22 protein-coding genes are annotated in these 21,763 nt (G+C 62.2%); 12 read left to right on the top strand and 10 right to left on the bottom strand.

Features of this window, described 5'->3' with window-relative positions:
• Positions 1 to 12: 12 nt before the first annotated feature.
• The 4 genes from RG2_RS25400 to RG2_RS25385 all read right to left on the bottom strand — a co-directional run bounded on the left by RG2_RS25400 (position 13) and on the right by RG2_RS25385 (position 3,714).
• Entirely contained in the window at positions 13 to 798 is a 786-nt protein-coding gene (locus RG2_RS25400) for an amino acid ABC transporter ATP-binding protein (RefSeq protein WP_033235317.1), read from the bottom strand.
• On the bottom strand, positions 795 to 1,535 hold the full coding sequence (locus RG2_RS25395; RefSeq protein ID WP_033235318.1) for an amino acid ABC transporter permease: 741 nt from the start codon (positions 1,533 to 1,535) through the stop codon (positions 795 to 797). Before RG2_RS25395 ends, RG2_RS25400 begins: the two co-directional genes overlap by 4 nt.
• A 76-nt stretch (positions 1,536 to 1,611) precedes the next feature.
• Complete coding sequence (locus tag RG2_RS25390; RefSeq protein ID WP_033235319.1) at positions 1,612 to 2,472, bottom strand: ABC transporter substrate-binding protein; 861 nt, start codon at positions 2,470 to 2,472, stop codon at positions 1,612 to 1,614.
• 219 nt (positions 2,473 to 2,691) lie between these two features.
• Positions 2,692 to 3,714, bottom strand: coding sequence for a LacI family DNA-binding transcriptional regulator (locus RG2_RS25385; protein WP_033235320.1), 1,023 nt, complete (start codon positions 3,712 to 3,714; stop codon positions 2,692 to 2,694).
• Between the two features lie 158 nt (positions 3,715 to 3,872).
• On the opposite strand from RG2_RS25385, the gene RG2_RS25380 reads away from it, so the two are divergent.
• The 8 genes from RG2_RS25380 (at position 3,873) to RG2_RS25350 (ending at position 11,147) form a co-directional block, all read left to right on the top strand.
• Positions 3,873 to 4,841, top strand: a complete 969-nt coding sequence (locus tag RG2_RS25380; protein WP_033235321.1) for a dihydrodipicolinate synthase family protein — start codon at positions 3,873 to 3,875, stop codon at positions 4,839 to 4,841.
• Complete coding sequence (locus RG2_RS25375) at positions 4,831 to 6,006, top strand: NAD(P)/FAD-dependent oxidoreductase (RefSeq protein ID WP_230590226.1); 1,176 nt, start codon at positions 4,831 to 4,833, stop codon at positions 6,004 to 6,006. The genes RG2_RS25380 and RG2_RS25375 overlap by 11 nt, the downstream gene beginning before the upstream one ends.
• A gap of 32 nt (positions 6,007 to 6,038) precedes the next feature.
• On the top strand, positions 6,039 to 6,425 hold the full coding sequence (locus RG2_RS25370) for an allophanate hydrolase-related protein (RefSeq protein WP_033235322.1): 387 nt from the start codon (positions 6,039 to 6,041) through the stop codon (positions 6,423 to 6,425).
• Positions 6,422 to 7,819, top strand: a complete 1,398-nt coding sequence (gene hydA / locus RG2_RS25365) for a dihydropyrimidinase (RefSeq protein ID WP_033235323.1) — start codon at positions 6,422 to 6,424, stop codon at positions 7,817 to 7,819. The genes RG2_RS25370 and hydA overlap by 4 nt, the downstream gene beginning before the upstream one ends.
• Positions 7,820 to 7,888: 69 nt before the next feature.
• A complete protein-coding gene (locus RG2_RS31910; RefSeq protein ID WP_155276690.1) occupies positions 7,889 to 8,077 on the top strand; it encodes a hypothetical protein in 189 nt (62 codons plus the stop codon).
• 95 nt (positions 8,078 to 8,172) lie between these two features.
• Positions 8,173 to 8,700: a peptidylprolyl isomerase gene (locus tag RG2_RS25360; protein ID WP_033235424.1), complete on the top strand. Its 528-nt coding sequence runs from the start codon at positions 8,173 to 8,175 to the stop codon at positions 8,698 to 8,700.
• A 17-nt stretch (positions 8,701 to 8,717) separates the two neighbouring features.
• Positions 8,718 to 9,671, top strand: coding sequence for a rhomboid family intramembrane serine protease (locus RG2_RS25355; protein ID WP_033235324.1), 954 nt, complete (start codon positions 8,718 to 8,720; stop codon positions 9,669 to 9,671).
• 132 nt (positions 9,672 to 9,803) lie between these two features.
• Positions 9,804 to 11,147: an MFS transporter gene (locus tag RG2_RS25350; RefSeq protein WP_033235325.1), complete on the top strand. Its 1,344-nt coding sequence runs from the start codon at positions 9,804 to 9,806 to the stop codon at positions 11,145 to 11,147.
• Here RG2_RS25350 and RG2_RS25345 read toward each other — a convergent pair.
• The gene (locus tag RG2_RS25345) at positions 11,138 to 13,003 is read right to left on the bottom strand and encodes a helix-turn-helix domain-containing protein (protein WP_033235326.1); all 1,866 of its coding nucleotides are present in this window, start codon (positions 13,001 to 13,003) and stop codon (positions 11,138 to 11,140) included. The two genes, RG2_RS25350 and RG2_RS25345, sit on opposite strands and share 10 nt — an antisense overlap.
• A gap of 97 nt (positions 13,004 to 13,100) precedes the next feature.
• Between RG2_RS25345 and RG2_RS25340 the strand changes: the two genes are divergently transcribed.
• Together RG2_RS25340 and RG2_RS25335 are read left to right on the top strand one after the other, a co-directional pair.
• Positions 13,101 to 14,501 carry an FAD-binding oxidoreductase gene (locus tag RG2_RS25340; protein WP_045066097.1) on the top strand — a complete coding sequence of 467 codons (1,401 nt, stop codon included), beginning with the start codon at positions 13,101 to 13,103 and terminating at the stop codon, positions 14,499 to 14,501.
• 107 nt (positions 14,502 to 14,608) lie between these two features.
• Complete coding sequence (locus RG2_RS25335) at positions 14,609 to 15,457, top strand: TauD/TfdA family dioxygenase (protein WP_033235327.1); 849 nt, start codon at positions 14,609 to 14,611, stop codon at positions 15,455 to 15,457.
• Here RG2_RS25335 and RG2_RS25330 read toward each other — a convergent pair.
• From RG2_RS25330 to crgA, 3 genes are all read right to left on the bottom strand, one after another.
• Entirely contained in the window at positions 15,450 to 16,037 is a 588-nt protein-coding gene (locus RG2_RS25330) for a TetR/AcrR family transcriptional regulator (RefSeq protein ID WP_051730599.1), read from the bottom strand. The genes RG2_RS25335 and RG2_RS25330 overlap by 8 nt on opposite strands.
• A 9-nt stretch (positions 16,038 to 16,046) precedes the next feature.
• A complete protein-coding gene (locus tag RG2_RS25325) occupies positions 16,047 to 16,538 on the bottom strand; it encodes a PH domain-containing protein (RefSeq protein WP_033235328.1) in 492 nt (163 codons plus the stop codon).
• A gap of 107 nt (positions 16,539 to 16,645) precedes the next feature.
• On the bottom strand, positions 16,646 to 16,909 hold the full coding sequence (crgA, locus tag RG2_RS25320; protein ID WP_033235329.1) for a cell division protein CrgA: 264 nt from the start codon (positions 16,907 to 16,909) through the stop codon (positions 16,646 to 16,648).
• A 222-nt stretch (positions 16,910 to 17,131) separates the two neighbouring features.
• Between crgA and RG2_RS25315 the strand changes: the two genes are divergently transcribed.
• Positions 17,132 to 17,773 (top strand): DUF881 domain-containing protein, encoded by a 642-nt coding sequence (locus RG2_RS25315; protein WP_080711785.1) that lies wholly within the window; start codon positions 17,132 to 17,134, stop codon positions 17,771 to 17,773.
• 22 nt (positions 17,774 to 17,795) lie between these two features.
• Complete coding sequence (locus RG2_RS25310) at positions 17,796 to 18,467, top strand: aminodeoxychorismate/anthranilate synthase component II (protein WP_033235330.1); 672 nt, start codon at positions 17,796 to 17,798, stop codon at positions 18,465 to 18,467.
• A 15-nt stretch (positions 18,468 to 18,482) separates the two neighbouring features.
• Here RG2_RS25310 and pknB read toward each other — a convergent pair whose 3' ends face one another.
• Complete coding sequence (gene pknB / locus RG2_RS25305; RefSeq protein ID WP_033235331.1) at positions 18,483 to 20,414, bottom strand: Stk1 family PASTA domain-containing Ser/Thr kinase; 1,932 nt, start codon at positions 20,412 to 20,414, stop codon at positions 18,483 to 18,485.
• Entirely contained in the window at positions 20,411 to 21,760 is a 1,350-nt protein-coding gene (locus RG2_RS25300; protein ID WP_033235332.1) for a protein kinase domain-containing protein, read from the bottom strand. The genes pknB and RG2_RS25300 overlap by 4 nt, the downstream gene beginning before the upstream one ends.
• Positions 21,761 to 21,763: the final 3 nt, after the last annotated feature.

Here is a 21,763-nt window from a genome sequence, read left to right as displayed (position 1 = left end):
GACTCCACTTTGTCACAGGATCTGCCCCAGGAACGCCCGGGTGCGAGGATTCCGAGGGTTGTCGAAGAATTGATCCGGAGCAGCGTCTTCGACGATCTTGCCGTCACTCATGAAAACGATGCGATCCGCGGCAGCGCGGGCAAATGCCATTTCATGGGTGACCACCACCATGGTCATACCTTCGTCGCGAAGCCGGACCATCACGTCAAGCACCTCCTTGACCATTTCCGGGTCGAGCGCCGAGGTCGGCTCGTCGAAAAGCATGACGCTCGGCTTCATGGCCAGTGCTCGGGCGATGGCCACGCGTTGTTGTTGTCCGCCGGAGAGCTGGGAGGGGTAGTTCTCGGCTTTGTCGGACAACCCGACCAGGGCGAGGAGTTCGCGCGCCTGCGCCTGGGCTTCGTCCTTGGGTACTCCCTGTACGTGACGTGGGCCGGCTGCGACGTTCTCCACAGCGGTCATCATCGGGAAGAGGTTGAAATTCTGGAACACCATCCCCGTGCCCTGCCGTTGTTTCGCGATCTGTGCTTCGCTGCGCAAGCGCCGTTTGCCGTTGCTGTCGACGTAGCCCATCGATTCGCCACATACTTCGACGATCCCTGAGTCGATGATCTCGAGGCAGTTGAGGGTGCGCAGGAGGGTGCTCTTGCCGCTACCGGACGGTCCGAGCAGCAGTACAACTTCGCCCTCGGCGACGCTGAAATCGATGCCGTCGAGTACCCGGACGTCGTTGAAGGACTTGATCATGTTCTCGACGCGAACAACCGTTGTGGCGGCGGCAATGTCGGTGGTGGTCATCTGTTCACTGCTTCCGCTAGCTGAGCCGACTCGGCGACTTTTGCATCGCCGGAAGTGTTCTTGCGCTTGTAGTTACGGTCGTATCCCCGGCCGGCGCGGGCTTCGAGTACACGCTGAATCATTCCCCAGGCAGTGGTCAGGACGAGGAAGTACAGAGCCGCCGCGCACAGGCCTTCGAGTACTCGGAAGTTGACCTGTACCAGAAACTGTGTGCGCCGCAACAACTCTTGGACCGAGATGACCGATACCAAGGTTGTGGTCTTGAGCAATCCGTTGAAGCTGTTGCCCAGCGGCGGAATCATGACGCGAAATGCCTGGGGTAGCACTACAACTCGGAATACCTTGAACGGCGACATGCCCAGCGCCCGGGCCGCCTCGGTCTGACCGGCCGGCACCGACATCAGTCCGGACCGGACGATCTCGGACAGGTAGGCGGCTTCGTTGAGAACAAGCCCGAGTAGGGCGGACTCGATGACTCCGAGCTTGATTCCCACCTGAGGCAAGCCGGTATAGATGATGACCAATTGCACCAGTAGGGGAGTGCCGCGCATCAACCACACGTAGAAGCCGACAATTGCCCGCAGAATCCACCAGCGGGAGGAGCGTGCCGCAGCAACGACGACGGCCAGCATCAGGCCGAGAACCATGCTGACGACAGTGAGCCAGATGGTGACCCATGCGCCCTCGAGCAGCTGCTTACTGGTCAAGATCGAGAAGAATGCATCCCAGGACCACATGGGGTTACCTTTCGGCTAGATGAGCGGAGCTCAGCATTGAAGATGAGCGGAGCTCAGGGCTGAAGATGAGCGGAGCTCAGGGCTGCAGCGGGCCGGTACTGACGGAGATATCGCCGTCGTAACCGTCGACGCCGTATTCCTCGAACAGAGCGGGGAGGTAGCCGTCGGCACGCATGTCGGTGAGGACGCGCGCCACCTCGACGGCAGTTTTGCTGCCTTGGGAGAATCCGAGGGCCAAGGGTGAGTTGTTGATGCCGTCGACGCCCGTCTCGAAGCGGCCGTCCTTCTGGTAGAAGGAGGTTACCGAGCTCACGATCGCCGCCCCGTCCGCTTGTCCTGCCGAAAGTGCTTGGTAAGCATCAGCATTCGTCTTGAAGGTTTGCACGTTCATGGTCGGCTTGCCGGCGGCGCTGAATGTCTCGTTCAATGCGTTGAGCGTGTCGAACTCGTATCCCGGTGCCTCGACGGCGATGGTCTTACCGGCCAGATCGTCGACGGACGAGATGGACTCGGGGTTTCCTGCCGGTACCGAGACGGAGACCGCCTGAACCTCGTAGGGAACGAGCGAGATGGTCTCGGCGCGAGCCGGTGTGTAGAACATCCCGGTGTCGATCATGTCCCAACGGCCGCTCTGCACGCCGGGGATCTGGGCGTCGAACTCGATGTTGACGAAGTCGGCGCGCAGGCACAGGCGGTTCGCGATCTCCTTGCCCAGGTCAACGCGCATTCCGACGACCTTGCCTGACTCGTCCACGTACTGCATCGGTGGGAGCGTGGCGTTGGTGGCGATGGTGAGGGTGCCTTCTTCTGCGAGGTCCGATGATCCCAGTGTGGGGGTGCAGTCGGTGGGAGCGGCAGTGTCGTCGCTTCCCGATCCACAGGCTGTGAGGGTGGCTGCCAAAGCGGTGGCGGCTGCGACTGCGAGGATTCTGCGCATTTTTCGAGTTGCCTTTCGGGAGTGGCTTCCGCCTACATTTTTTTCGGGCTCCAAAGCACATTTTGGGGAGGCTCTGAATCGTCCGAATCAGTTTCATGGGATCGATTGCACTGAGCTTGGCACGCGATTGATGAAGGGTCAACGCCGTTAACGCGAGAGATACCGACGAAACGAACTGTTAACGAAACAGCGTGTCGTGCGCCACGATCGTTGCTGTTTTCAGTGACCTCCGTCATGTGGCGCGCAGGAATTTCGGTCGATCAGCGTCGAGCCGATCCGGTAGGTACGGCCATGGTCTTCTTTGCCGAGTTTCCCCGAATCTATTTGCTGGAAAAGAAGATCCATTGCGACATTGGCCAGTTGTACTGCACCGTTGTCAATCGTGGTGATCGCGGGTTGCCACATCTCTAGCCACGGCATGTCCTCGTGGCACACCAGGGACAACTCGTTCGGAATGCTCACGCCACGGCCGACGAGGGTGGGAAGGATGCCGAAAACCGCTTCGTGGTTGGCGGCGTACAACGCAGTCATCTTCGGCGCGTGATCGAGCAGGGAACCTATTGCCTCGGCTCCGAAATACGTTGTGAAAGAGCCTTTTCTGACCAGTGATTCATCCACCTCGACGCCGTACTCTGCCAGCGCGCGGCGGTATCCCTCGAACCGTTCACGGCCGGACGTCGCGTCGTCGGTGCCGCCGATATAGCCGATGTTGCGGTGGCCGAGTGCGAGTAGATGACGGGTAGCGAACATGGCACCGTCGATGTCGTCGGCAAGAACGTTGGGTGCTTTGCTGCCTTCCACAGTCCGAATGAGGTTGACGACGGCGCTTCCCGAGAGCAGGTCGTTGGTCGCGGTGGCGTTACGGCCGCTACCGATCACGATCGTCCCGTCCACGCCGTGCTCGGCCAGCATCTCGAGCACGTCACGTTCACGCGACACATCAGCGTCTGTGATGCAGAGGATGACTTGAAAACCCTTGTCCGACGCTCTTTTTTGCACTACTTCGGCGACCGTGTGGAACGACGCGTTGAGCAGGTTGTTCATCACGAGACCGATGAGGTGTGACCGCCGGGAGCGCAGCGCGCTCGCGGCGCGATTGGGGCGGTACTGCAGCTTGCGCGCGGCTTCCTGCACGGCCGCCCTGGTCTGCGGAGAGATCAACGCCGATCCACTCAATGCGCGTGATGCAGTGCTTCGCGAAACACCGGCGGCGTTTGCGACATCGATCAGGGTGACTGTCATCGTGTCCTCTTGGCTTCATTGACTGCGTGGTTGCTTCATTCGACTATGCCCGTGTTACGAGTCTGTTTCCTGGCTTGACGATTTTACCGGTTCGGAGCAATGTATGGAATCGATCCCATTCGCACAGTCTGTGCATCTCCATCGAGAGGTCTACTTCTATGAATCGCGACGATGTCGCTTGGTCGGGCTATTGGCCCGCGTCTCCCACCCCGTTCGACGCTGCTGGAGCGGTGGATGTCGATGCATTTGCCGAGCTCATGGATCTCTACGCACGCATGGGCGTCGACGGAGTTCTGATCAACGGCAGCACCGGTGAGTGGTTTTCCCAGACCCATGCCGAGCGCAAACTTGTCGCCGAGGTGGCAGTGAGCGCCGTGAGTGGTCGCTTCCCCGTGCTGATCGGAGTGAGCGCATACACGGCTGACGAATCACGGCGACTCGCGAAGCACGCGGCCGGCACCGGTGCGGACGGAATTCTTGCGACCCCGCCGCCGTACGTTCACACGTCGGCCGACGAAACGGTTGCGTACTACGAAAGTGTTTCCACAGCAACAGATCTACCGTTCATGGCGTACAACTGGCCGCGCGGGGTCTCGGTGGACATGGGTAAGATTCCCGGATTATTCGCCCGCATCGCGGATCTAGAGAATGTGGTGGCGATCAAGGACAGCACCGGCGATTGGCTGAGCATGCTCGACACCGTCGAGCAGTTCTCTTCGCAGGTAAGGATTTTCGGTAGTTTCCTGCATCGCCGCGGACTGGCCGCGCTTCTCGAACTCGGTGGTGACGGCAACATCGACGGCGGTGGCGTCGGCGCTCCCTTCAGTGTCCCCTTCTATCGCGCTGTTGCCGCAAAAGATGCTGCGGCAGCGCAGGAATGGGCCGACCGTTACCGCGCACTGTCCGGTGCGCTGATCAACGGTGACTACAGCGGCATTCACGCGTCACCGATTCCCCAGCTCAAAGCGGTCATGAACCTGCTGGGGCAGCCAGGCGGTCACGTGCGGGAACCGCTGCTGCCGGTCACCGACCCGAGCATCATCGAAGCCCTGCAGTCGATCATCGATCGATCCGGCATAGCCGAAGCCAGCGCACATACGTCGAAGGAGTTCACACATGTCCACTGAGCCCATGCCAACCGAGTTCATGACCAGCGAGGTCGATGTCGTGATCATCGGTGCCGGAATTGTGGGAGCTGCAGCGGCATTTCGACTGACCGATGCAGGCTTCCGCGTCGTGGTGCTTGATCGGTCGGTACCCAATTGCGCCGGATCGGGAACGACGGCCGGAAATTTGCACATTCAGACGATTCACACGCGCCGACCCGGTCAGGGTGTGGCACTGGATGTGCGTCGTCTGCTTCCACTGCAGCTAGCGGCGAGTCAGTTGTGGGATCAGCTCGAGCACGATGTTCCCGGCGGTGTCGGCCTCGTCCGCTGCGGCGGTTACATGGTTGCCGAGACCGAGGAGCAGTGTGACGCTCTGGCACAGAAGCACGAATGGGAACGGGAAGTTGGAATTCCGACCCGTCTTCTCACCGGTGACGAAGCACGCCAAGAGCTTCCGTTGCTCGGATCGACCATTGCCGGTGCCAGCTGGTGCGGCTTGGACGGTTACGCGGAACCCGATATCGCGGGCCCGGCTCTCCTGGCGGAAGCGGTCGCTCGTGGTGCGCAGCTGGCTACCGATACCAAGGTCACGGCAATCGAGCGGATCGGTGAATCCTGGAACGTCAGTACCGCGAAGGGGACGTGGCAGGCACCCCACGTGGTCAATGCTGCGGGTCCGTGGATGGCAGAGGTCGCCGCGATGGTCGACGTGCAACTGGAACTGCGGGCTCTGTCGCTGCAAATGCACACCCTTGCCGCCCCGCCCGAAACCTTGAATGTGTTGGTACAGCACGTCGGTGAGGGTATTTCGATCAAGCAGGACAGGCGCAATCGCATAGTGCTCGGCGGTGGATGGCCCGCAGGACAGTTCCGGACTGCAGGTGCGGCACCGATCCGCGAGGAGAGCATAGCGGGCAATCTCGCCCAGACTGGGCGGTTGATGCCGGGCCTCGGTGAGATCGAGCTGTCCGACGTCTGGACCGGCCCGGTTGTGACCACACCGGACGAATTGCCGATCATCGGTGAACTCGAGAGTGCACCAGGCGTTTTTGTTGCGGGTGGAACCTATTCGTTCACCTTTGCGTCGCTGTGGGCCGACGTCCTCACAGCTCTGGTCCAGGGCAAGGAACCGGCTGTCGATGTCAGTTCCTTCGGGCCGGCGCGACTGACCGCCTCTCACTGATACCAACGTTATTCGAACTAGAGGAGACAAGAATGGCAACCGTGACGATGTTCGTGAACGGGCAAGCACTGTCCGGCGGAACACTGAACGACGCGCTGGCAGGGGCAACGTTCCTGGGTGCGGCCGATACCGCGCCGAACTACCAGTTCTTCTCCGTGCGAGACGAATTCCCCGGATTGCACCCGGTGGCCGAAGGTGGATTCACCGTGCCCGGTGAGCTGTACGAGGTCGACTACGACCTCCTTCGACTCGAACTGCTGCCCCGTGAGCCGGAGGAGTTGGAACTGGGCGTGATTCTTCTTGCCGACGGACGAGGGTCGTTGTCCATGCGCATGCGGGCCGAGTGGCTGGATCGTCCCGAAGTGGTGGACATCAGCGACCGCGGCGGCTGGCGTGCGTACCTTGCGAGTAAGTCGTGACCACCTCCCCACTCACTGTTGTGCGGGGCGGAACGGTGGTGGAGTCGTCGTGGAGCGGGCTTGCCGATCTGGTGATGCGCGACGGCAAAATCATTGCAATAGCCGAGCCGGGCGGGCTGATTCCGGACGGTGCGACGGTGCTCGACGCTACGGGGAAGCTGGTTATGCCGGGTGGGGTGGATCCGCACTGTCATGTCGGATTCACGTCGGGCGAGTTCACGTCGCTCGATTCGTACGCCGAGTGCACCACCGCCGCTGTTTTCGGCGGCACCACCACCATCATCGATTTTGCGATTCCCCGGCCGGGTGAGGATCCGTTGGATGCTGCGGACAAGCTCCGAACCAAAGCCACCGAGGGTCTGTGTGATTCGGCTCTGCATGGATGTGTCGTCGAGTGGGACGATACAACGGCCGATCAACTGGCAACGATGGCTGCCGCCGGAATCCGCACGGTCAAGATGTTCACGACCTATGCTGGCGAGTCGATGGCCGACGAACACACCATTCTGCGCACCATGCAAACCACGCGTGATCTTGGTGGCATGGTGATCATTCACTGCGAATCGGACGCCATTGTCGGTGACGCGCAGAATGCCGCCGCCAGTTGTGGGCACATCGATGCGGCCGGGATGGCGGCCACGCGTCCGGAATTAGCTGAAACAGCCTCGGTAGCAGCAGTATTGGCTATTGCGGAATCGCAACGGGCGCCGGTGTACTTTGTGCATCAATCGTCGGCGGCGGCTGTCGAACTGGTTGCCGATGCTCGCAAGCGTGGGTTGGTAGCCTTCACCGAGGTCGTGGCACATCATGTGACACTGGATGATTCGGAGTACCAAGGCTCAGAACCGGAACGATTTGTGTGCTGCCCACCGCTGCGTTCACGCGGTACCGTCGACGGATTGGGTAAGCACCTCTTCACCGGTCACATCACGACCATCGGTTCCGATCACTGCTGCTACGACACCGTTCAGAAGCGTCAACACCGCCACGATGTTCGTCATATGCCGAACGGCTTGCCTGGCGTCGAGACTCGCCTGCCCGTCGTATTCTCGAAGTTTGTTGCGGCCAACGGTCTGTCGCCGAGTCGTTTTGTGCAGTTGACGGCTGCCAATCCGGCTCGCACCAATGGGCTCTATCCGCGCAAGGGTTCGATCATGCCGGGTTCCGATGCCGATGTAGCTATCTGGGACCCGGATCTGGAATGGACCGTCTCGGACGCCGACCTGCACATGGCCACCGACTACACGCCCTACGAAGGTCGGCGGCTGCGCGGAAAGCCGGTGACCGTTGTTGTCGGTGGTCACGTCGTCGTCCATGACGGGATTCTGGTGGACGACACTCCACGGGGACGCCATCTACCCGCCGCGCCGCTGGATTTCACGTCGATGTGTTAGATCTTGTTGCGGTAGTTGAGCTGTGGAGCCACAGTCGGGCGGGAGCGCAGCCCCACAGTTCAACAGCGCGTGGTCAGTGCAGGTGTGGTGTCAGCCGAGCGATCCGCTGAAGAAATCGAGGGCGCTGAAGAGATCGGTGAAGGCGCCGAAAAGATCAGTCAGGTAGCTCAGGTCCATGGTGTGTGCCTTTCGTTGGTGATTGCGCTGATGTGCGCATCTCGAATGATTCCAGCGCTCCCTGGTAACGAGGTTCCGTGAAACTGGCGATCGCCTGGGAAAGCCTGAACGCTGGCTTTTGCCCCGGTTTGGCAGCCTCACATCCATCGGAAGCCAGACAATGGCACGATGGGGTGGTGACTTCAACTCATCAGACCGCAACCGCAACGCTGCACACGAACCGCGGCGACATCAAGATCGCTCTGTTCGGCAACCATGCGCCGAAGACCGTCGAGAACTTCGTCGGCCTGGCCGACGGCTCGAAGGAATACTCCACCGAGAACGCATCCGGCGCCAAGACCGGACCGTTCTACGACGGCGCAGTCTTCCACCGCGTCATCGACGGTTTCATGATCCAGGGTGGCGACCCCACCGGAACCGGCCGTGGCGGCCCGGGTTACCAGTTCGGCGACGAGTTCCACCCGGAACTGCAGTTCGACCGCTCCTACCTGCTCGCCATGGCTAATGCCGGCCCGGGCACCAACGGATCGCAGTTCTTCATCACCACCGGCCCGACGCCGCACCTGAACCGTCGCCACACTATCTTCGGTGAGGTTCTCGACGACGAGTCGCGCAAGGTTGTCGACGCTATCTCCTCCACCGCGGTCGATCGCTCCGATCGCCCGGTCGAGCCGGTCGTCATCAACAGCATCACCATCTCCTGAACAGGTAAACAACGAAGATGACTAACCCCGGTTGGGGCGGCGGTGCGAGTGAGGGCCTCCCGCCCCAACCGCGGTGCGTCCGCCATCCAGATCGACCCACTGCTCTCTCCTGCAATCGTTGCGGCCGCCCGGCGTGCCCCGATTGCCTCCGTGAGGCTGCGGTGGGCTACCAATGTGTTGACTGTGTAGCTGCCGGTCAACGCGATGTTCGACCCGTGCGTGGCGTCGCGGGCAATACCGTGACGCAGGCGCGGCCGGTGCCGGTCGTGACGTACACGCTCATGGGCCTCAACGTCCTGGCGTTCCTGGCGACGCTCGTGCAGGCGCGCAGCATCATGAACAATCAGGTCGATTCGTCGATCTTCGCGAACTGGGCCCTCAACCCCGCACTGGTTGCGGGCGGCGAGTGGTTCCGTCTGATCGGGTCGGGATTCCTGCACTTCGGAATCCTGCATCTGGCCGTCAACATGTATGCGCTCTACATCCTTGGCCGCGACACGGAGATCGTGATGGGCCGCTCCCGGTACATCAGCATCTATCTCGTGTCGCTGGTCGGTGGCAGCGCGTCGGTGATGGCGTTTCAACCGGTCTTTGCGTCGGTGACGTCGCTGTCGTGGACCGCGGGTGCTTCGGGTGCGATCTTCGGCATCATGGGCGCGCAGGCCGTTCTGTTGTTGCGTCTGCGTCGTAGCCCGGTCCCGATCATCTCGGTGATCGCGATCAATGTGATCATCAGCATTTCGCTGCCAGGCATCTCGTTCTGGGGACACGCGGGTGGTCTGCTGGCAGGCGCCGCTGCCGCTGCCGCATTCCTGTACGTGCCGCAGTGGTTGGGTGCGGGTCAAGATCGGCTGAAAGCAGTCCGGATCGGCTGGATCGCTTTTAGCGCCGTCACCGTGGTCACGATCGGAATCATCGTGATGCGTGTCGTGCAACTGCGCGAGCAGGGGCTGTTCCTCACCAGCGGCTAGAGATAGTGCACATAGCGGTACTTCTTCTGTGGAGACAATCCACATAGTGCGACGAAGCAATGAATTCTACTGTGGCTCGAGTCACGTAAGTAGAAGCGATGCTTCCGGCCATTCTTAGGAGTACCACCCGCAATGACCTCCACCGATCGCGCCACCCCTGACGGTGGAGTTGCGCCAAGCGAGATCGAATCTCGTGTGGTGAAGAAGGTAGCCAGGCGGCTCATTCCGTTCTTGATCCTGCTCTATTTCGTGAACTATCTGGATCGTACGAACATCGCGTTTGCCAAGCTCACCATGAGCGCCGACCTCGGCATGACCGAGACGATGTTCGGGCTCGCGTCCGGCCTCTTCTTTGTCGGCTATCTCCTGTTCGAGGTGCCGAGTAACTTGGCCCTCCACCGTTTCGGCGCACGCTTGTGGATCGCGCGCATCATGCTCACCTGGGGCATTCTGGCCGCGGCTCTGGCCTTTGTACCGAATGTGGGAAGTCTCTACTTCCTGCGAATTCTCTTGGGTATCGCCGAGGCCGGCTTCTTCCCCGGCGTGCTGCTCTACCTGACATTCTGGTTCCCCAAGAAGTACCGCGTTCGTTTGATGGGCCTGTTCCTGCTGACACTTCCCCTGTCGTCGGCCCTCGGCGCACCGCTGTCCGCTGCGATCATCCAGTACGGCGACGGCTTGTTCGGCCTGGCCGGGTGGCGCGTGATGTATCTGATCGAGGGCTTACCCGCGGTGATCCTGGCGTTTGTCGTGTGGTTCTATCTCACCGATCGACCCGCCGACGCCAAGTGGTTGACCCTGGAAGAGCGCACGTGGCTCATGCGATCGATGGAAGACGAGGAACGAGAACTCGGCGACGCCGGTCACCGGTCGGCCGCCAAGACACTGCGTGATCCGCGGGTCATCGGATTCGGTTTGGTGTACTTCGGCATCACGTACGGCCTGTACGCCCTGAGTTTCTTCCTGCCCAGCATCGTCGCCGGATTCAAGCAGACATTCGATACCGACTTCTCGCTCATGGAGACCGGCCTGATCGTGGCAGTTCCCTACGCAATCGGTGCCGTGGCGATGGTGCTGTGGAGCCGCCACTCCGACAAGACCGGTGAGCGGATGTGGCACGTGGCCGCGCCGACGCTCCTCGGTGCCGTCTCTATTCCGATTGCGCTGTACCTGGATTCGCCGTTCACCGTCATGATCGCCGTATCGCTCACCGCTGTGGGCGTTCTGTGCGCGCTGCCGGTCTTCTGGTACCTGCCCACCACGTTCCTCACGGGAGCGAGTGCGGCCGCCGGTATCGCGATGATCAACTCCATCGGCAACGCGTCGGGCTTCGGCGCTCCGTACATCACGGGATGGCTCACCGATGTGACCGGAAACGCCAAGGCGGGCCTGTGGGTGGTGGGCGGCGTGATGCTCTGTGCTGCAACCCTTGTTGTGATGTTGGCAAAGCGATCGGACAATCCTGCTCAGATTTGACCGAGCTTCCCCACACTGGCACGCAGCCGGATCAGGAGCGCAAGATCGAGCGCCTGGTCCGGCTGACGCCATTCGGCGCCGATCAATCGGTCGATGGATTCGAGTCGTTGATACAGGGTGTTCGCGTGGATCGCGAGGGCAGTTGCCGTCGCGGAGTGCCGGCAACTGTGAGCCAGGTACGACGCAAGGGTGTCCAGCAACGGAACACCGCGCCGGGTTTCCTCCTCGAGGAGCGGCCCCAGGGACCGCTGCGTCAGCATTTCCAGTTCGTCTCGGCCGGTGCGGCTGAGCAGGATTCGATAAATGCCGAGCGAACTCGCGGCCTCGACCTGTGATTCTCGGCCTAGAGTCTCGAGAACGTCGACGGTGCGCTGTGCCTCCACGTATGCCCGTGCCAGACCTTCTCCGCCGACGGCTGGATCGGCGATACCGACGGTGGGATTCTCAGGTGGTTGTACCCAGGCGGCAGCGACCTCGGCGGGTGTCATGCCCGGAATCATGGCAATGACGCGGGAACCATGTTCGGCAACAACGGTTCCCGGAGGAAAGGTGATCTCCTCGATGCTCCGACGCGTTCGTTCGACGGCGTCGGCAGGGCGGGCCACCGCCACGGTGTACGAGCGGTCCGGATTGAGACCGGCCAGCCGGAACTGCCCCGTCACCTCGGCCGGCGTCGGTGCCGGCCGGGTGATGAGGTCGACCAGGAACGCGTCGCGGGCGCGGCGGGTGGCTTCCCGGGCCGCACGCTCGCCGACCAGCGCCAGCGCTACGGCCGGGGCCGAGCGTTCGAGAACCAATCGCATTGCCGCAGTGGGATCTTGGCGTGAAGTCAGGAACAGCACGCCGAGGCGATCCCCGGCGCTGCGGACCTCGACGGCAAACAGGAACTGATCCCCGTCGATCAGAGTCAGCGCTTGTTCACGTCGATCTGCGGCCAGAATTTCGAAGGCGCGCACCACACTGCCACGCAGGTGCTGCAGTCCTGACGGGATTTCGGCCGGGCCGGTCACGAAGAACACCGGGCATCGCGTCGACGCCGACGCCTCCTGCACCAGTTCGCGAACTCCTCCGCCGCGCAACACAACTTGGGTAAGCGAGCGGTCCCACGTCAGAGTCTGTTCGAGAAGTGCTGTGCGCTTGGCAAGTTCGGTATTGGCGGCGTTGACTTCCGCGACCGTCGCGCGGTACTGCTCGAGGAGGCGGGCATTCTCGATAGCCACTGACGCATGAGCGGCAAGTGCGGACAGTAGTGCAACTTCCTCGTTGCCGAAGCGTCGCTCCTGGCGCTTGCAGGCACACAACGCGCCCAGGATCTTGCCGTCGACCTGCAATGGAACGGCCAGCAGTCCGCGCATGTTCTCGGCTCGAGCGGCGTCGTCGGCGGGGCCGATGTGCGCAAACGACGGATCATTGCGGTAGTCCGGTGTCCATGCGGGAGAGGAGTTTTCGACAACGCGTCCGATGAGGCCTTCGCGGAACGGGACGGTGAGTCCGAGTAGCTGTGACGTATACGCGCCGCTGGTCACTTCGATGATCAGGATGTCGCCGTGAATGAGCGCGAGGTACGAGAGATCTACTCCGAGTAGTCGTTTTGCCTGGTCTACGATTTCCTGCAGTAGCGCGTGATGGTCGTGCATCGTGGTCAACAGTGTTGCGATGTCGTTGAGAGCGGACAGTTCGGTGGCGCGCTGGCGGCGCTGGGCGAGGAGGCTGCGCAGTTGGAGAGCGGATCGTGCTGCCTGTTCGATGTCGTGAACCGCGCCGAGAGGTGCGGCCTCGGCGAGTTGATCACGATGAGCAATCAGTTCATCCGTTGATGCCTCGGTCAGGAGCATCTGTAGCCATTGTTCGTGCATTGTCACTCCCGCGCATGGAGAAATAGCCCATGCATTCGCCGATTTCCTGGAGTAAATCTACATGGGCTGGCATTTCGGGTGTCACTATCGTGGAATTATGACTCCGCTTGATCAGGCCACCGTCGATTCCGCCGCGCTCCTCGAGGCGATCGGCTCGCAGATCGATGCGGATCGCCTGATCGTCGATCCGGACATCATGGCGAGCTACGCGCACGATGATGCCGAATGGGCTCCGTACGCCATGCCTGTTGCCGTTGTGCGTCCCCGCACCGCGGAGCAGGTCCAGGCCGTTGTCCGCGCCTGCATCGCGCACGGTGCGCCGGTGGTGACGCGTGGCGCCGGAACGGGGCTGTCCGGTGGAGCCAATGCCGTCTCCGGTGGTGTGGTGATTGCCTTCGACGCGATGAACGCCATCAAGGAGATCAACACTCTCGAGCGGTTGGCTGTCGTTGAACCCGGCGTGGTCAACGATCACCTGCGTGAGGCCTGCGCCGAGCAAGGCCTCTGGTACCCGCCGGACCCGGCCAGCGCCCCGTGGTCGACTATCGGCGGTAACGTCGCGACCAACGCGGGCGGTCTGTGCTGCGTCAAATACGGCGTCACCAAGGACTACGTGTTGGGGATGCAGGTGGTCACCGGCACCGGCGAACTCGTTCGCCTTGGGCGTCGTACAGCCAAAGGTGTTGCAGGATTCGATCTTTCGGCACTTATGGTGGGATCGGAGGGCACTCTCGGCGTGATCACCGAGGTAACCGTGAAACTTCGCCCTCAGCGCGATCCCGAACGCACCATCGTCGGCTACTTCGACTCCATTGTTGCCGCCGGCAAAGCTGTCGAAGCCGTTGCCGCAGAAGGTCTCACACCGTCAGCCCTCGAACTGATCGATCGGCAATGCCTGCTGGCCGTCGACGCGTGGAAGAACATGGGCCTCTCCGCCGATGCCGAGGTGGTGCTCCTCGGACGGATCGACACTCCCGGTGAGATCGGCGACGCCGAAGCCGAGCGAATGTTGGCGTGTTTCAACCGTTCCGGCGCTACGTGGAGTGCCCGCTCCACTGACCAGGAAGAAGCCGACGCGCTGTTCTCGGCTCGTCGTCTCGCGTATCCGGCGCTCGAGCGACTGGGCCCAGTGCTGACCGAGGACATCTGCGTCCCGAAGGCCGCGGTTCCGGAAATGTTGGCCCGCATCGAACAGATCTCGGCTCGGCACGACACCCACATCGCGAATATCGCTCACGCCGGTGACGGCAACCTGCACCCCTTGTTGATCACGCCGCACGACGACGAGGCGGCCCGTGCGCGTGCCCAGGCCGCTTTTGCCGAGATCATCGACAACGCCCTCGAGTTGGGTGGAACCGTCACCGGTGAGCACGGCGTCGGCCTCCTCAAGATGGGTGGTCTGGCCCAGGAACTCTCGCCGGCCGTGGTCGCGATGCACCATGCGATCAAGAATGCTCTGGATCCGCACGGAATTATGAACCCCGGCAAGGTGATCTGAGCGCCGCCAGTCGTAACCGAATCGATTTCCGGAGTTACATCGGCGAAATCCCACCTCCCTACTCTCGAGTTGAACCACTTGGTTCAACTCGACGTAGGGAGTCACGAATGTTCTCTTCTCAACTGACCACGGCCAGTATCGTTCCCCGGCGCGTGGACACCGTGGCGGCAGTTCGGGCAGCCATCGCGCTTGACGGCGCCGCGGTGTTCGGCGGATTGCATACGGAAACCGACGCCATTGCGTTTGCGTCGAAGTTGCTCGGTGACAAGTACATTCGCGTCGGACGCCAGTTCGAGGCAACAGCCCGCAGCCAGGACGCGGAAGCTGCTGTTGTCGACGAGCAGCCGGTGGACAAGCGTGGCCGCAAGCGGTATTTCGACATGTCGCCGGACCGTATGACGGCACACAACGACGGCTTTGCCTTTGGCGACTACGCGCCCGATTATCTGTTCCTGTGGTGCAAGCAGCCGGCGCTTCCCAGTGGTGGAGATTCGTTCCTGATCGATGCGGTCAAACTCACCAGACTGCTGGCACTGGATCCGTCCACGGCGGAGCTCGCGGACTTCTGCTGGAGCGTGGACATCGACCATTCCGAACCGAACTTTCAGCAGTCCACGTTCTCGCCCATCGCCAGGACGGTTGCCAGTGGTCGTGAGCAGGCGCGATACCACCCCTTCCTCGCGCCGATCGAGGGTGAATCCGAAGATGCGCAGTGGCCGATGGTCCGTAGATGGAGCGAGACGGTGACTCACGTGCGTGACAGCGGACCGATGTTTCGCGCCGAGGCCGGCGAGATGATCTGCATCGACAACTACCGCGTGCTGCACGGCCGTGACGGATACACCGATCCGAACCGTGAGTTGTACTCGATCTGGGGATGGTCGACCGAAGCCGTCGCGGTTCCGCAGCAGGCCCTCGACATCGTCCAACCGGACCTTGCGGCGCTGGCTATGTAATCGGTTCCGCAGCAGCGATGATCGACTCCGTCAGATGCCGAGCGGCGCGATTGACCAGTGTGCTGTCCCCACCGCCGATCAGCGTCATCTGGAACCCGCGCCACGCGGCCACGATTTCGTGTCCCAAAGTTTCGGCAAGTTCGGCGTCGACGCCGGTTTCGGCTATGGCACGGGCGGTTTCGTCGGCCCACTCGTTTGCGACGCCCTCGAGGAGTGGTCGGTACTGCTCCGAGTCGAATGCGGCCACTCCGAAGAGTTCGAAGAAGAGCCGATGGTAGGCAACAAGTTCGGGGTCGGCGAGGATGTCCCACGCGCCGTGGAGACGGTCCGCGATGGGGATCTCGGAATCGCGGATCAGATCGAGGAGGTGGGCTATTCCGGAAAAGCGAAGCCCGGCGCGGCGTAGTGCCTCGAGGAGCAAACCGGCCTTGCTCCCGAAGTAGTACAGCAGCATGCGATTGTTGGAGCCGAGGGCGCGGCTCAACCCGCGGAGCGTTGCAGAGGAGACGCCGAACTCGAGCACGTAGTCGGCAGCTAGGTCGAGAAGGCGATCGCGCTCTGCGCTCTCCGGACTACTCACCGCTCGACTCTACTTCTCGGGCGGCACCAAGCCGTGGACTGTGAGCACCTCGAGGACATCCTCGGGGTTGGTGCCCAGATCCCAGCGTCCGAAGATCAACAGTTTCTCGGTGTCGGTCGCACGGTCCACGATGTCGATCTCGAGCATGGGGACGCGTCGACCCAGACGCGGGTAGCGCACCAGGCGCACCCGGTCGATCTGTGGCCGGGGAAACACGTGGCGCGCTAGTAGACGCTGCACGGCGATAGCTGGGGTGCCGTTGTCGTCGATCACGGCGAGTCGCGGACGCTGCTTCAGGGCGAGCCCGGCCATCACGAACAATCCGATCACGGCAAGGGCGAGAAGGAACCGTCCGGCAGTCTCCGTCGGCACCACGATCGCGGCGATCGCAAGCGCGATTCCACCCGCAAACATCGCGTAGACAGCACCCATCGGAGTGGCCCACGAGACTACGTCCGAGCCGTTGTCACGAGGCTGTGGATGAAATTCATCCTCGAGCATGTGGATAACTTCCTAGGTTGTCCACAGGAGTTATCCACACTGGGGATGAATGACACCCATGTAATTGAAAGCCGGTCACGATCAGGACTAAATCGAGAACGCGCAGGTCAACGCCATTTCATGGTCATGATGAGTCCGACAACCATGAAACCGAAGCCGATCAGGAAGTTGTACGCTCCCAAGTCGTTCATCCATGTGATCGAATCTGCGGCCAAGTAATACACAATCAACCATGCCAATCCGACAAGCATGAAACCGAGCATCACCGACACGTACAACGTGCTCGACGGACCCATCTTCACCTTGACCGGAGTGCGGTTCGCCGGGTTGATCGTGTAGTCGTTCTTCTTGCGTACCTTCGACTTGGGCATAACGTCCTCGCTCTTACGGTGTGACCTGCATATGTGTACCTACACGCTAACGTAGCTGGGTCCGGCCGGTCACGGGCCGACTGGGCATGACAGAGGAAGAACCAGGACAGGAACTAGGAGAGTGACGTGGGACAAACCGTCAGGTCCACCGGGTCACGCAACACCGGGTCACGCACCTTCTGGCGCGTCGGTGTCCTTGTTGTCTGCCTCGTGGCGGGACTGATGGTCGCCACCGCTTCGCGTTCGGCCGAAGAAAATCAGCTTCAGGTCACCGACAGCACCAGGCTCTCCGATCTTGTGCGCAGCGCACAGGCAAACGCCGACGGTATCTCCTCGACGCGCGACGAACTCTCGGCGCAACTGAATGAACTGCAAGTGGAGGCCGCGCGGTCCGACGACGGCGTTGCCGAGGCGCTTGCGCAACTCGACGCGATGGCCGTCGACGCGGGTCTGACGGCCATGACCGGTCCCGGTGTAGTCGTCACCATGACCGACGCTCCGCGCAATGCGGATGGCAAGTATCCCGTCGACGCCACCCCGGACGACCTCGTGGTCCATCAGCAGGACGTCCAGAGTGTCCTGAACGCTCTGTGGGCGGGCGGAGCCGAAGCGGTCGGGATGCAGGACCAGCGAATCGTGAACACGTCGGCGCCGCGGTGTATCGGCAACACGCTGCTCCTGCATGGTCGGACGTACAGCCCGCCGTACGTGATGCGAGCGATCGGCAACACCGAACAGCTCGAGGCGGCGTTGGCCGGCGAACCGGGAATTCGCGTGTTCAAGCAGTACGCCACCAGGTTCGGTCTCGGCTATACCCAGGCGAGTTCGGGCGAGATCACAGTGCCCGCGTACACCGGCGGTTAGCTCGGGCGTTTACCCTGCTCCTATGAGGATTCTCGTCGTCGACAACTACGACAGCTTTGTGTTCAACCTGGTTCAGTACCTGGGTCAGCTCGGAACCGAAGCCGTGGTGTGGCGTAACGACGATCCGCGACTGACCGCTCCGGGCGGGCTTCATGCGGCTGCAGAGCAGTTCGACGGCATTCTCCTGAGCCCCGGCCCCGGCACTCCGCAGCGTGCGGGAGTGACCATGGACCTGGTGAAGGTATGTGCCGAAACCAAGACGCCGGTACTCGGTGTCTGCCTCGGCCATCAGGCGATCGGCGCGGCTTTCGGTGCCACCGTGGACCGTGCACCGGAGTTGTTGCACGGAAAAACGAGCAAGGTTCTTCACATGAACGTCGGCGTACTGGCCGGTTTGCCCAATCCGTTCACTGCGACGCGCTACCACTCGCTGACGGTCCTCGAGGACACCATTCCCGACGAACTGGAAATCACCGCGCACACCGAGAGTGGCGTCGTGATGGCGATGCGCCACCGCGAACTTCCCATTCACTGCGTGCAGTTCCACCCCGAATCCGTCCTCACGCAGGGTGGGCATCGGATGCTGGCCAACTGGTTGACGGTATGCGGCGAGGCTCCACCGGAAGCGCTTGTCGCTGCCCTCGAAGCTGAGGTCGCGTCGGCGCTCGGTGGAGCCCTGCCGGCAATACTCTGATTTACCGACTCTGAACTATCGGTTGGGAATTCCCAACGCTCCCACACTGACCGTGACGACCGCGTCCTTGGAGATCTCGGACCCGGCGGGCTGAGTCTGCGAGAGAATCTTGCCGACCATTTCCGGTATCAGTGTGGTGGTCTGCGTCTGCACCAACTGGCCGGCCGTTCCCGCCCAACCGGCTGCACGCAGCGTGGTCAACGCTTCGGAGACGGTCTTGTTGGTGAGATCGGGAATCGCGATCTTGTTGCCGTTTGACACCCGAAGCGTCACCGTCGAGCCCTTGGTGGCAGACGTTCCACCGACGGGATCAGTGGAGACGACCTGGCCTGCAGGCAGGCCTGAGTCGATCTCGGTTATCTGAACGACAAATCCGGCACCTTCGATGTTGGGTCGCGCCACCTCTTCACGCTGGCCAGTGACATCGGGAACGCGGACCTGTTCGGGACCGGAACCGACGGTGATCGAGACAGCCGAATCGAGAACAACCGAAACCCCGACCGCCGGATCTTGACCGACAACCTTGTCCACCTCGGCGATCGTCGACGCGGCCTGACCGATCGTGGGATCGAGTCGCAGGCCGATGGCGGTGAGTTTGCGTTCGGCGTCGTCCTGACTCAATCCGGTCAAGCGCGGGATGGCGACCTGCTCCGGTCCGGTGGAGACGTCGAGCGTGACTGTGCTGCCCTTTTCGAGGTTGACTCCGCCGACCGGGCGCGTGGTGATCACATTGCCCGGCGCAACAACCTTGTCGGTCTTGTTCTGCCGCTCGACGTTGAAGCCGGCGTTGCGGAGAGTCGCCTCCGCGGAATCGGCGGGCTGATTGGTCAGGCCCGTCGGCACGGCGACGGTTTCCGTCTTCGGCGAGTTCACCTGCCACAGGAAGGCTCCGATCAACGCGATGACGATGACGGCGGCGAAGCCCATCAACGCGTAGCGCAGACCTTTCTTCTTGGCCGGCGGCTCCGGTGCCCGCCTACTCGCGGCGGCGGTGGTGACGGGAGCAACGGGATCAGCTGCGGTGCGGAGATTTCCGGTCTCGCTGCCGACGGCACCGAGAATCGTGGTGCGATCCTCGTCGTTCATCACCATCGGCGCGCTCGGACGCTGGCCGCCAAGCACCCGAACCAGATCGCTTCGCATGTCGCCCGCGCTCTGGTAACGGTTGGCGGGGTTCTTGCTCATCGCCTTGAGGATGATCGAATCCAGCTCGCGCGGAATGTCGGGGTTGATCTCCGACGGCGTCGGCGGATCCTCACGGACATGCTGGTACGCCACGGCAACGGGAGAGTCGCCGGAGAACGGCGGCTGACCGGTCAGGACCTCGTACAGCACACAGCCGAGCGAGTAGACGTCCGAACGTGCGTCGACCTGCTCGCCGCGAGCTTGCTCGGGTGAGAGGTACTGGGCGGTGCCGATCACGGCAGCCGTCTGCGTCATCGGGCTGGACGCGTCGGAGATCGCTCGGGCGATACCGAAGTCCATCACCTTCACGGCGCCGGCGCGGTTGATCATGATGTTGGCCGGCTTCACGTCACGGTGGACGATGCCGTTGCGGTGACTGAAGTCGAGTGCGGCGCAGACGTCCGCGATCACTTCCATCGCATGACGCGGCGCCATCGGGCCGTTGCTGCGCACGATGTCACGCAGGGTGTCGCCATCGACGTACTCCATCACGATGTACGGCAGCGGTCCGGCGTCGGTCTCGGCCTCACCGGTGTCGTAGACGGCCACGATCGCTGGGTGATTCAGTGCGGCAGCATTGTGTGCCTCACGACGGAATCGCAGGTAGAACGTAGGGTCGCGCGCGAGGTCGGCCCGCAGGACCTTGATGGCTACATCTCGGCTGAGGCGGAGGTCGCGTGCCAGATGAACCTCGGACATTCCACCGAAGCCGAGAATCTCACCCAGCTCGTATCGGGAGGAGAGATTACGAGGTGTCGTCATTCGTCTTGTCCTAGCGGTTCTTCTGCAGCGTTTGTCGTGGTGGTTGTAGTTGTCGTGGTGGTTGTGGTCGTTGTGGTGGTCGGCTCGGTGGTGGTCGTCGTAGTCGGCACCGTTGTTGTCGTGGTGGTCGGCTCGGTCGTTGTTGTCGTCGGCCGCGTTGTCGTGGTGGTCGGCTCGACGGTTGTGGTGGTGGTGGGACGCGTCGTTGTTGTCGTCGGCCGCGTTGTTGTCGTCGTGGGACGCGTGGTTGTCGACGACGTCACGACGGCCGGCGAGGAATTGTCAGGGCCGTCCGTCGCGATCCACACGCCGCCGATGATCAACGCCAGAGCGATCAAACCACCGCCGGCCCACGCCATCGCCTTCTGGCCACTGGTCAGTCCACCTGCTGCGGCCGCATCGTCAGCGGCCATCGCGGCCGGACCCGCGTAGCCGGCGGTCGGGGGCATTATCTGAGTGGCGCCCGTCGGGGGCAGCGTGCCGCCCTGGCCCAATCCTGGTGGCGGCGGACGCCTTCCAGCGCGGACGGCTGCGACGGCGTCGGCGAATTCGCCACCGTTTGCGTAGCGACCGGCCGGGTCCTTGGTCAACGTGATGTCGATGAGTTCGCGGATGTTGGGCGCCAGGTCGGCCGGCATCGGAGCCGGAATCTCCTGGACATGCTTCATTGCGACGGTCAAAGCGCCGTCGCCGGTGAACGGGCGACGGCCTGAAAGTGCTTCGTAACCAACGATTCCCAGCGAGTACACGTCACTGGCCGACGTGGCGTCCTGGCCGAGGGCCTGCTCGGGAGCGATGTACTGGGCGGTGCCCATCACCATTCCGGTGCGCGTGACAGGCGCGCTCTCGACGGCCTTCGCGATACCGAAATCGGTGATCTTGACCTGACCTGCGGGTGTGATGAGGATGTTGCCCGGCTTGACGTCCCGGTGCACCACACCTGCATCGTGCGCAACCTGCAGGGCCCGACCGGTCTGCTCGAGCATGTCCAGCGCATGGGGAACCGCAAGGCGGCCGACGCGCGCCAACACGGCATTGAGCGGTTCGCCGTTGACCAGTTCCATCACCAGGTAGGCAGTGGAATCGCCTGAGCTGTCCCGAGTCTCGCCGTAATCGTAAATACCGGCAATGCCAGGATGATTCAGCTGCGCTGTGGTGCGCGCCTCGAACCGGAAACGTTCCAAGAACTCCGGATCGGACGAGAACTCGGACTTGAGTACCTTGACGGCAACGCGTCGATTGAGCCGGGAATCCGTGGCTTCCCAGACCTGTCCCATACCGCCGGTGGCGATGAGACGGTTCAGTCGGTAACGATCGGCGATCAAAGCGCCATTGTTCAACGCCATGGT

The organism is Rhodococcus globerulus NBRC 14531 (assembly GCF_001894805.1).
GTDB lineage: Bacteria > Actinomycetota > Actinomycetes > Mycobacteriales > Mycobacteriaceae > Rhodococcus_F > Rhodococcus_F globerula.
Note: the sequence above shows the minus strand (reverse complement) of the source record. Positions and strands in the feature narration are given on the sequence as shown.

Coding starts and splice junctions, on each gene's coding strand:
- RG2_RS25400 (WP_033235317.1), bottom strand. CDS start 798: ATGACCACCACCGACATTGCCGCCGCCACAACGGTTGTTCGCGTCGAG.
- RG2_RS25395 (WP_033235318.1), bottom strand. CDS start 1,535: ATGTGGTCCTGGGATGCATTCTTCTCGATCTTGACCAGTAAGCAGCTG.
- RG2_RS25390 (WP_033235319.1), bottom strand. CDS start 2,472: ATGCGCAGAATCCTCGCAGTCGCAGCCGCCACCGCTTTGGCAGCCACC.
- RG2_RS25385 (WP_033235320.1), bottom strand. CDS start 3,714: ATGACAGTCACCCTGATCGATGTCGCAAACGCCGCCGGTGTTTCGCGA.
- RG2_RS25380 (WP_033235321.1), top strand. CDS start 3,873: ATGAATCGCGACGATGTCGCTTGGTCGGGCTATTGGCCCGCGTCTCCC.
- RG2_RS25375 (WP_230590226.1), top strand. CDS start 4,831: ATGTCCACTGAGCCCATGCCAACCGAGTTCATGACCAGCGAGGTCGAT.
- RG2_RS25370 (WP_033235322.1), top strand. CDS start 6,039: ATGGCAACCGTGACGATGTTCGTGAACGGGCAAGCACTGTCCGGCGGA.
- RG2_RS25355 (WP_033235324.1), top strand. CDS start 8,718: ATGACTAACCCCGGTTGGGGCGGCGGTGCGAGTGAGGGCCTCCCGCCC.
- RG2_RS25350 (WP_033235325.1), top strand. CDS start 9,804: ATGACCTCCACCGATCGCGCCACCCCTGACGGTGGAGTTGCGCCAAGC.
- RG2_RS25345 (WP_033235326.1), bottom strand. CDS start 13,003: ATGCACGAACAATGGCTACAGATGCTCCTGACCGAGGCATCAACGGAT.
- RG2_RS25340 (WP_045066097.1), top strand. CDS start 13,101: ATGACTCCGCTTGATCAGGCCACCGTCGATTCCGCCGCGCTCCTCGAG.
- RG2_RS25335 (WP_033235327.1), top strand. CDS start 14,609: ATGTTCTCTTCTCAACTGACCACGGCCAGTATCGTTCCCCGGCGCGTG.
- RG2_RS25325 (WP_033235328.1), bottom strand. CDS start 16,538: ATGCTCGAGGATGAATTTCATCCACAGCCTCGTGACAACGGCTCGGAC.
- crgA (WP_033235329.1), bottom strand. CDS start 16,909: ATGCCCAAGTCGAAGGTACGCAAGAAGAACGACTACACGATCAACCCG.
- RG2_RS25315 (WP_080711785.1), top strand. CDS start 17,132: ATGGTCGCCACCGCTTCGCGTTCGGCCGAAGAAAATCAGCTTCAGGTC.
- RG2_RS25310 (WP_033235330.1), top strand. CDS start 17,796: ATGAGGATTCTCGTCGTCGACAACTACGACAGCTTTGTGTTCAACCTG.
- pknB (WP_033235331.1), bottom strand. CDS start 20,414: ATGACGACACCTCGTAATCTCTCCTCCCGATACGAGCTGGGTGAGATT.
- RG2_RS25300 (WP_033235332.1), bottom strand. CDS start 21,760: ATGGCGTTGAACAATGGCGCTTTGATCGCCGATCGTTACCGACTGAAC.